At 62.7% G+C, this 7,308-nt stretch carries 7 protein-coding genes; all 7 read left to right on the top strand.

What is annotated here, in order from left to right:
• The 7 genes from ACIQWO_RS25990 (at window position 1) to aac(6') (ending at window position 6,933) form a co-directional block, all read left to right on the top strand.
• Window positions 1-1,011 (top strand): ABC transporter ATP-binding protein, encoded by a 1,011-nt coding sequence (locus ACIQWO_RS25990; protein WP_402830366.1) that lies wholly within the window; start codon window positions 1-3, stop codon window positions 1,009-1,011.
• 68 nt (window positions 1,012-1,079) lie between these two features.
• On the top strand, window positions 1,080-2,078 hold the full coding sequence (locus ACIQWO_RS25995) for an ABC transporter ATP-binding protein (protein WP_150577305.1): 999 nt from the start codon (window positions 1,080-1,082) through the stop codon (window positions 2,076-2,078).
• A gap of 69 nt (window positions 2,079-2,147) precedes the next feature.
• Window positions 2,148-3,728 carry an ABC transporter substrate-binding protein gene (locus tag ACIQWO_RS26000; RefSeq protein ID WP_402830368.1) on the top strand — a complete coding sequence of 527 codons (1,581 nt, stop codon included), beginning with the start codon at window positions 2,148-2,150 and terminating at the stop codon, window positions 3,726-3,728.
• A gap of 26 nt (window positions 3,729-3,754) precedes the next feature.
• Window positions 3,755-5,206 (top strand): acyl-CoA thioesterase/bile acid-CoA:amino acid N-acyltransferase family protein, encoded by a 1,452-nt coding sequence (locus ACIQWO_RS26005; RefSeq protein WP_402830371.1) that lies wholly within the window; start codon window positions 3,755-3,757, stop codon window positions 5,204-5,206.
• Complete coding sequence (locus ACIQWO_RS26010; RefSeq protein ID WP_402830374.1) at window positions 5,203-5,739, top strand: CMD domain-containing protein; 537 nt, start codon at window positions 5,203-5,205, stop codon at window positions 5,737-5,739. The genes ACIQWO_RS26005 and ACIQWO_RS26010 overlap by 4 nt, the downstream gene beginning before the upstream one ends.
• Window positions 5,736-6,335, top strand: coding sequence for a peroxidase-related enzyme (locus ACIQWO_RS26015; protein WP_402830376.1), 600 nt, complete (start codon window positions 5,736-5,738; stop codon window positions 6,333-6,335). The genes ACIQWO_RS26010 and ACIQWO_RS26015 overlap by 4 nt, the downstream gene beginning before the upstream one ends.
• Before the next feature lie 130 nt (window positions 6,336-6,465).
• Window positions 6,466-6,933, top strand: coding sequence for an aminoglycoside 6'-N-acetyltransferase (aac(6'), locus tag ACIQWO_RS26020; protein ID WP_402830378.1), 468 nt, complete (start codon window positions 6,466-6,468; stop codon window positions 6,931-6,933).
• Window positions 6,934-7,308: the final 375 nt, after the last annotated feature.

Consider the following 7,308-nt stretch of genomic DNA (forward strand, 5'->3'; position numbering starts at 1 on the left):
GTGACTTCCTCCCCTTCATCCGCCAGCGCACCGCTCACGCTGGAAGTGCGCAATCTGCGCACGCAATTCATCACGCGCGCCGGTACGCTTCCCGCCGTGGACGACGTCTCGTTCTCGCTGCCGCCGGGTCACATCATGGGGCTCGTCGGCGAGTCCGGCTCGGGCAAGTCGGTGACCGGTTTCTCGATCATGGGACTGGTCGATGCGCCGGGCCGCATCGTTGGCGGCGAAGTGCTGTTCCAAGGTCGTGACCTCACCAAGATGTCCGCCGCCGAATTGCGTCACCTGCAAGGCAATCGCATCGCGATGATCTTTCAGGATCCGATGATGACGCTCAACCCCGTGCTGCGGGTCGACGTGCAGATGATCGAAGCCGTGCGCGCGCATCAGAAGATGTCGAAGTCGCAGGCGCGCGATCTCGCACGCGACACGCTCGGCATGATGGGCATTCCCAGCCCGGACGAGCGTCTGCGCGCGTATCCGCACCAACTCTCGGGCGGCATGCGCCAACGTGTGGCGATTGCCATCGCCATGCTGCATCGCCCGGATCTGATCATTGCGGACGAACCAACCACGGCGCTCGACGTCACGATTCAGGCGCAGATCCTCTCCGAAGTGCAGAAGCTGGCACGTCAGAACGGCACGGCGCTCATCTGGATTACGCACGATCTGTCGGTCGTCGCAGGTCTGGCCGATACGCTCGCCGTGATGTACGCGGGACGCATCGTCGAACAAGGTGCGGTCGACGCGGTCCTCGACGCACCTCAACACCCCTACACCGCAGGCCTCATCGGCAGCCTGCCGAGTCTGAACAAGCGCGGCCAGCGTCTGCGTCAGATTCCCGGCATGACGCCAAATCTGATGAACATGCCAGCGGGATGCGCCTTCGCGTCGCGCTGCGCCTATGCGACGACGGTCTGCGGCGAGCGTCCCGAGATGACGCAGACGTCGCCGGGTCGCCTCGTGCGTTGCTTCCACCCGGGCGCTGCGCTGCAAAAGGAGATGGTATGAACACGCCGCTGCCGCAAAGTCAGCCGGCCACCGCCGGTTTCGGCAAATCGGTCAGTCCCAGCGCCACGCTGCCTGCGCCCATCGTGGCGCTGCGCGGGGTAAGCAAGCGCTTCGGTGAGCGTCACGTCGGCCCTGCCGGACGCCTGCTCGAGCGCGCCGGTCTCGCGCATCCGCCTGCCGTCGTGCGTGCGGTCGATAACGTCGATCTCATCGTCAAACCCGGTGAAGTGGTCGGTCTCGTGGGCGAGTCGGGCTGCGGCAAGTCCACGCTCGGACGCATGCTCGCGGGCTTGCTCAAGCCGTCTTCCGGCGAAGTGCAGATTCATGGACGTCCCGCTGAAGCGTTGTCGGCGGACGAGCAACGCGATGCGCGTCTGAAGATTCAGATGATCTTTCAGGATCCGTACGCGAGCCTGAACCCGCGACTGCGCATCGACCGCATCGTCGGCGAAGGTGCGCTCGTGCACGGGCTGACGGATCGCGCCGGGTTCGACGATTACGTGAGCGCGCAGCTGCAACGCGCAGGTCTCGATCCAGCACTGCGTCATCGTTATCCGCACCAGTTCAGCGGCGGACAGCGTCAGCGTATCGGCATCGCCCGCGCGCTCGCGGTCAATCCCGATCTGCTCGTGTGCGACGAAGCGGTCGCCGCGCTCGACGTCTCGATTCAGGCGCAGATTCTGAATCTGTTCATGGACCTGCGCGAACAACTGCGTCTGACGTATGTGTTCATCAGCCATGACCTCGGCGTGGTCGAGCATCTCTCGGATCGCGTGGTGATCATGTATCTCGGACGCATCGTCGAGAGCGCGCCAGTCGAAGAAGTCTTCCGCCGCCCGAACCATCCGTACACGCAGGCGCTGCTCGCCGAGATTCCACGCATCGACGTGCGTCACAAGACGTTCTCCGCGATTCGTGGCGAGATCCCGAGCCCGATTGCGCCGCCGAGCGGCTGTCACTTCCATCCGCGATGTCCGCACGCCATGCCGCGTTGCCGCACCGAGGTGCCGACACTGCGCGGGGTGGCCATCAATCACGTCAGTGCGTGTCATCTGAACGACAACTGACCCGCAACTTACCGATAGCTCACTGAAAGCTCTCCTTAACGAATCACCAACGACCAGGATCGATTGATAATGAAACGCTTCTTGTTGTCCTCTCTGGCGGCTGCCCTGCTCGTGACGAGCGCAGCGGCCTCCGCGCAATCCAACTCTTCGACGCTGCGTATCGCCTTTGCCGACCCGCTCTCGTCGCTCGACCCGCAGTTGAACAACCACGCGGGCGACCGCTCGGTGGATCTGCATTTCTGGGATCTGCTCGTCGAGAACAAGTGGAACAAGCTCCAGCCGGGCCTTGCCGTGTCGTGGAAGGCGCTCGACGCGAAGACGTGGGAATTCAAGCTGCGTCCGAACGTGAAGTGGCACGACGGTCAGCCTTTCACGGCTGCCGACGTCATCTACTCGTACCAACGCGCGCGTAACGTGCCGGGCAGCGTGGCGACCTTCGCGGGCTACCTGCGCACCATCGACACGATGAGCGCGCCGGACCCGCTCACGCTCGTCGTCAAGACGAAGATTCCGAACCCGGATCTGCCGCTCAACCTCGCGTCGGTGCACATCGTCAGCAAGCACGTGGGCGAGAAGTCGAACACCGACGACTACAACGCCGGACGCGCCATGGTCGGCACCGGCCCGTTCAAGTACGTCTCGTACACGCCGGGCGATCGCGTGGAGATGGTTCGCAATGACAGCTACTGGGGCGGAAAGTCGGAGTGGGAAAAGGTCGACTATCGCTACATCAACAACGGTGCGGCACGTACGGCCGCGTTGCTGGCCGGTGACGTCGACGTGATCGACAAGGTCTCGGCCTCGGACATTCCGCGTCTGAAGAAAGCGCCGAACGTGACCGTGTACCCGTATCCGGGTCTGCGCGTGATGTTGCTGCAACCGACGTTCCGTGAAGGCACAAATCAGTACATCACCGACAACGCCGGTAAGCCGCTCGCGAAGAACCCGCTGCTCGACGTGCGTGTGCGTCGCGCGCTGTCGCTCGCCATCAGCCGCGAAGCGATCGTCTCGCGCATCATGCAAGGCACGGCCAGCGTGGCCAACCAGTGGATGCCGAAGGACACCTTTGGCTACAACCCGGACGTGAAGGACATTCCGTTCGACGCCGCACAAGCCAAGAAGCTGCTGGCCGAGGCGGGCTTCCCGGAAGGCTTCAAGCTGACCATGCACGTGCCGAACGACCGCTACCCGCAAGGGCCGGAGACGGCGCAGGCCGTGGCGCAGTTCTGGACGCGTATCGGCGTGAAGACGCAAGTGGAAGTGGTGCCCTGGGCCGTGTATTCGGGCCGCGCGAACAAGAACGAGTACGCCATGACGATGCTGGCTTGGGGTAACGGTACGGGTGAAGCGAGCTACGCGCTTGTGAACGTGCTGGCGACGGTCGACGCAAAGAAGGGGCTGGGCGCTTCGAACTGGGGTCACTACAGCAACCCGGCCATCGACAAGGCGCTCGATGCCTCGACGGCCGAGTTCGACGAAGGCAAGCGTGAAGCAATCCTGCGTCAGTCGGTGAAGGTCGAGACGGACGACGTCGGCACGATCCCGCTGTACCACTACCAGAACATCTGGGCCGCAGGTAAGGGCCTGAAGGTCACGCCGTTCACGAGCGATCGCACCGTCGCGATGCAAGTGACCAAGGCCGCGAAGTAAGGCGTCGACGCGTTATGACGTCATCGATGACCTCATCTCTCATACTGACGGCAACGCCCGCCGATGCGTTGATCGACGTGCCGCGCCACCTGGTGGTGCGCGGCGCGACGCCCGGCGCACAGGTCACGCTCACCGCTCGCACCGCGCGGGCGGGTGGCGTGGTGTGGCATGCGCAAGCGACGTTTGTGGCCGATGCCGACGGCACGGTCGACGTATCGCGCGACGCCCCCGTTAGCGGCAGCTACCAGGGCGTGTCCGCGATGGGCCTCGTTTGGTCACAGGTGCCTGACGACGGCAAGAGTCGCGACGTCTTCCCTCAACCGATCGTCGCACCGCTGGTGACGACGGTGGATGCGCAGGAAGTCGGCGTCGATGGCGCAGCGTCGACGGGCGCCACGAGCGCTTCCCCAGCATTAAGCGGGGAAACGCGACATGCCGTCGGATCCGCCACGGCATCTGGCGTCTCGACTACTGACGTGCCATCCGCGCAGGCGAAAACCTCATGCCGGTCGTCGGTGTCGTTCACTCAGCGGCTCGCCGGCGAAGGTGTGACGCGACGCGATGTGCGTGAGGACGGACTCGTCGGCACGCTGTATCTGCCGCCGGGCGAAGGCCCGCATCCCGCCGTCATGATCCTCAACGGGTCCGGTGGCGGGATTAACGAGCCGCGCGCCGCGTTGTATGCGTCTCATGGTTACGCGGCATTCGCCCTCGGCTACTTCAAGGGGCCGGGGCTGCCCGACTACATCTCCAATACGCCGCTCGAATACTTCAAGCGGGGCATGGATTGGTTGCGTCGTACGGTGCGCCCGGCCCATGACTTCGTGGCGCTCTCCGGGCAATCGCGGGGTGGTGAGTTGGTGCTGCTGCTGGGTGCGACGTTCCCCGAGGCCGTGTCTGCGGTGATCGGTTATGTGCCGAGTGCGTTGATCCACAGTGCGCAGAACGCGTGCGACCCGGCCATCGGTCGCGAAGGTCCGACGTGGTTGCTCGACGGCAAGCCGTTGCCTCACATCTGGGAAAACAACCGGACGGCGTCGTGGGCGCCCTTCGACGAAGGCCCGCCGCCCCATCGTCACGCCAAGGCCATGCTAACCGCGCTTGACGATGCAGACGCAGTAGAGCGCGCCCGCATCCCCGTCGAGAAGATTCGTGGGCCGGTGATGTTGCTCTCGGCAGAGGACGATGGCTCGTGGCCGTCGAGTCTCTATTCGCGGATGGTGACGGAGCGGCTCGCGGCGCATGCGCATCCGCACGCCGTCGAGCATCTCGATTTCGACCGGGCGGGGCACGCCATCGTGTTCCCGTTTGTACCGACCACGCAGCTCGTGTACGCCCATCCCGTCTCAGGCAAGATCAGCACCGGCGGCGGCGAGCCCGACGCCAATGCGATCGCCGACGAGCGTTCGTGGGCTGCGGTGCAAGCGTTCCTCGCGCAGGCTGTGGCCGAGCGCGCTCATTCACAAGGACAATCATGACCGTCAACACTCAATACGACATCGCCAACGATCTCGTCGATCGCGTCGCGGGACTCACGCAGGGGACGGCTACGCATACGTTGCGTCATGCGCGCGACAAGGTGGCCGTCGCCACGCAGGGTAGCTACGACGGGTTGTTCGATCCGGCGCTCGAAGGCATCTCGCTTGTGGAGCGTTTGCTCGTGGGGCTGTACGCGAGCCGCCTGACGCCCTCGCCTGCGCTCGCTGCGCACTATCGCGCAGAGTTGGACAAGCATGATGTCGATGCAGCGCAGTTGAAGGCCGCAGAATCGGGGTCCCCGGACGATGTGGCAGATGCACGTCTGCGCGCGATTCTGACGTTCACGCGCACGCTGATCGAGAATCCGGTTGCAGGGGATAAGGAAGCGCTGCACAAGTTGCCTGCAGCGGGACTGACGACGCCCGCCGTCGTCGCACTGGCGCAACTGATTGCGTTCCTGTCGTATCAGACGCGTCTGGTTGCAGGACTGCAAGCGCTCAAACAACTGGCTCCGCAGGAGGTGACGGCATGAGCGAAATCATTCGTTCGCATGGATTTACCAACGAGTCGCTCGACTGGGACGCCTGGCTCGATGTTGTCGAACTCGATAAGGCGACGCCGGAGCAGGTAGCGGTGCTGGAAGAGAGTCATCCGAAGGCTAAGACATCGGATTATTACCTCTTCCTCGTGCATCAAGCCGAGATCCTTCGTCAACGTTCTGCGGCGTTTAACGCCATCATGTACGCGCCGGGTGGCATGCCGCGCGCTGAGCGGGAGCTGTCGACGACGGTCGTCTCGCGTATCAATGGATGCGTGTACTGTGCATCGGTGCATGCGCAGCGATTCGAGCAACTCGCGAAACGTAACGACGTCATCCGTGAAGTGTTCGACGAACCGCGCACCGCGGGGACGACGGATCGCGAAAAGGCGATTGCGCAGTTCTCGATTGCGCTGACGGAGACGCCTGGCGATGTGCGTCCGGCGCAGTTGCAGGCATTGCGCGATGTCGGCCTGACCGATGCCGAGATCCTCGACCTGATCCACTCCATCGCCATCTTCGCGTGGGCCAACCGTCTGATGCTGAATCTGGGCGAACCGGTGTTCCCGGAAACGGAAGCGGCGGGTTAAGACGCTGGTACGCTAGTTCTGCGTCGAAATAAAAAACGCGCTGCCCATTGGGTAGCGCGTTTTGTTTTGGGCGAAAGGATGTCGCGCGCGGGTGTACGCTAAGTCATCTGCATCAACGAGTACTTAAGCGATGACACGTACACAGTTCCACATCGAAAGGATCGCCTCGAACGACGCGACGTCTTGGCGTTCGCTGAGGGAAAAGTTATGGCCTCAAGCGAGCCCTGAGGAGCATGACCAAGAAACGAAGGACATTTTGTCGCAACCGGAACGACATCTGGTGCTCATCGCCAAGTCAGCGGCGGGAGACGCCGTCGGATTCGCGGAGGCATCGATACGGCACGACTACGTCAACGGTTGCGATACATCGCCAGTCGTGTTTCTCGAAGGTATTTACGTGGTTCCTCTCACGCGCCGTAACGGTGTGGCACAAGCCTTGTGCGCGTCCGTCGAGCAATGGGGGATGTCACATGGATGCGTAGAGTTCGCGTCCGACACGGATATCAACAACACCGACGCCCAAACGATCCACCAGGCACTCGGGTTCACGGAAATCGAGCGCGTCGTGGTTTACAAGAAACGCTGCAAACCTAATTGACCGACTCACGGCGGGGCAGTACCGATCACTTATGAAAAATGAGCAGTTGTGCTCGTCCTCGTACGCGACTATCCAGACGTGGTTTTAGAGGGAAGATGGATTGAGAGACGATGCTAATGTCCGCCCCGCATCCGTTGCGAGACGGCATACAAAGCGCTGGTTAGCGGATCTTATGAAGAATGGGCCGCCGTCCTCGTCCTCTTGCGCGACTATAGAAGCGCGGTTTAGGCGGACAACCTGTCGGATTCAGCGTGCGAGGGGCTGATGAAAAGCGTCGCTGCAAAGCAAAAACCCCTTGCTACGTTGGTAGCAAGGGGTTTTTAAGGGGAGCCTGACGATTACCTACTTTCACACGGGTATCCGCACTATCATCGG

It is taken from the genome of Pandoraea sp. NPDC090278 (assembly GCF_044772185.1).
Classification (GTDB): Bacteria; Pseudomonadota; Gammaproteobacteria; order Burkholderiales; family Burkholderiaceae; genus Pandoraea.

What these genes read in the sequence shown, in the direction of transcription:
- ACIQWO_RS26010 (WP_402830374.1), top strand. Translation starts at nt 5,203, where the DNA reads ATGACCGTCAACACTCAATACGACATCGCCAACGATCTCGTCGATCGC.
- ACIQWO_RS26015 (WP_402830376.1), top strand. Translation starts at nt 5,736, where the DNA reads ATGAGCGAAATCATTCGTTCGCATGGATTTACCAACGAGTCGCTCGAC.
- ACIQWO_RS26005 (WP_402830371.1), top strand. Translation starts at nt 3,755, where the DNA reads ATGACCTCATCTCTCATACTGACGGCAACGCCCGCCGATGCGTTGATC.
- ACIQWO_RS26000 (WP_402830368.1), top strand. Translation starts at nt 2,148, where the DNA reads ATGAAACGCTTCTTGTTGTCCTCTCTGGCGGCTGCCCTGCTCGTGACG.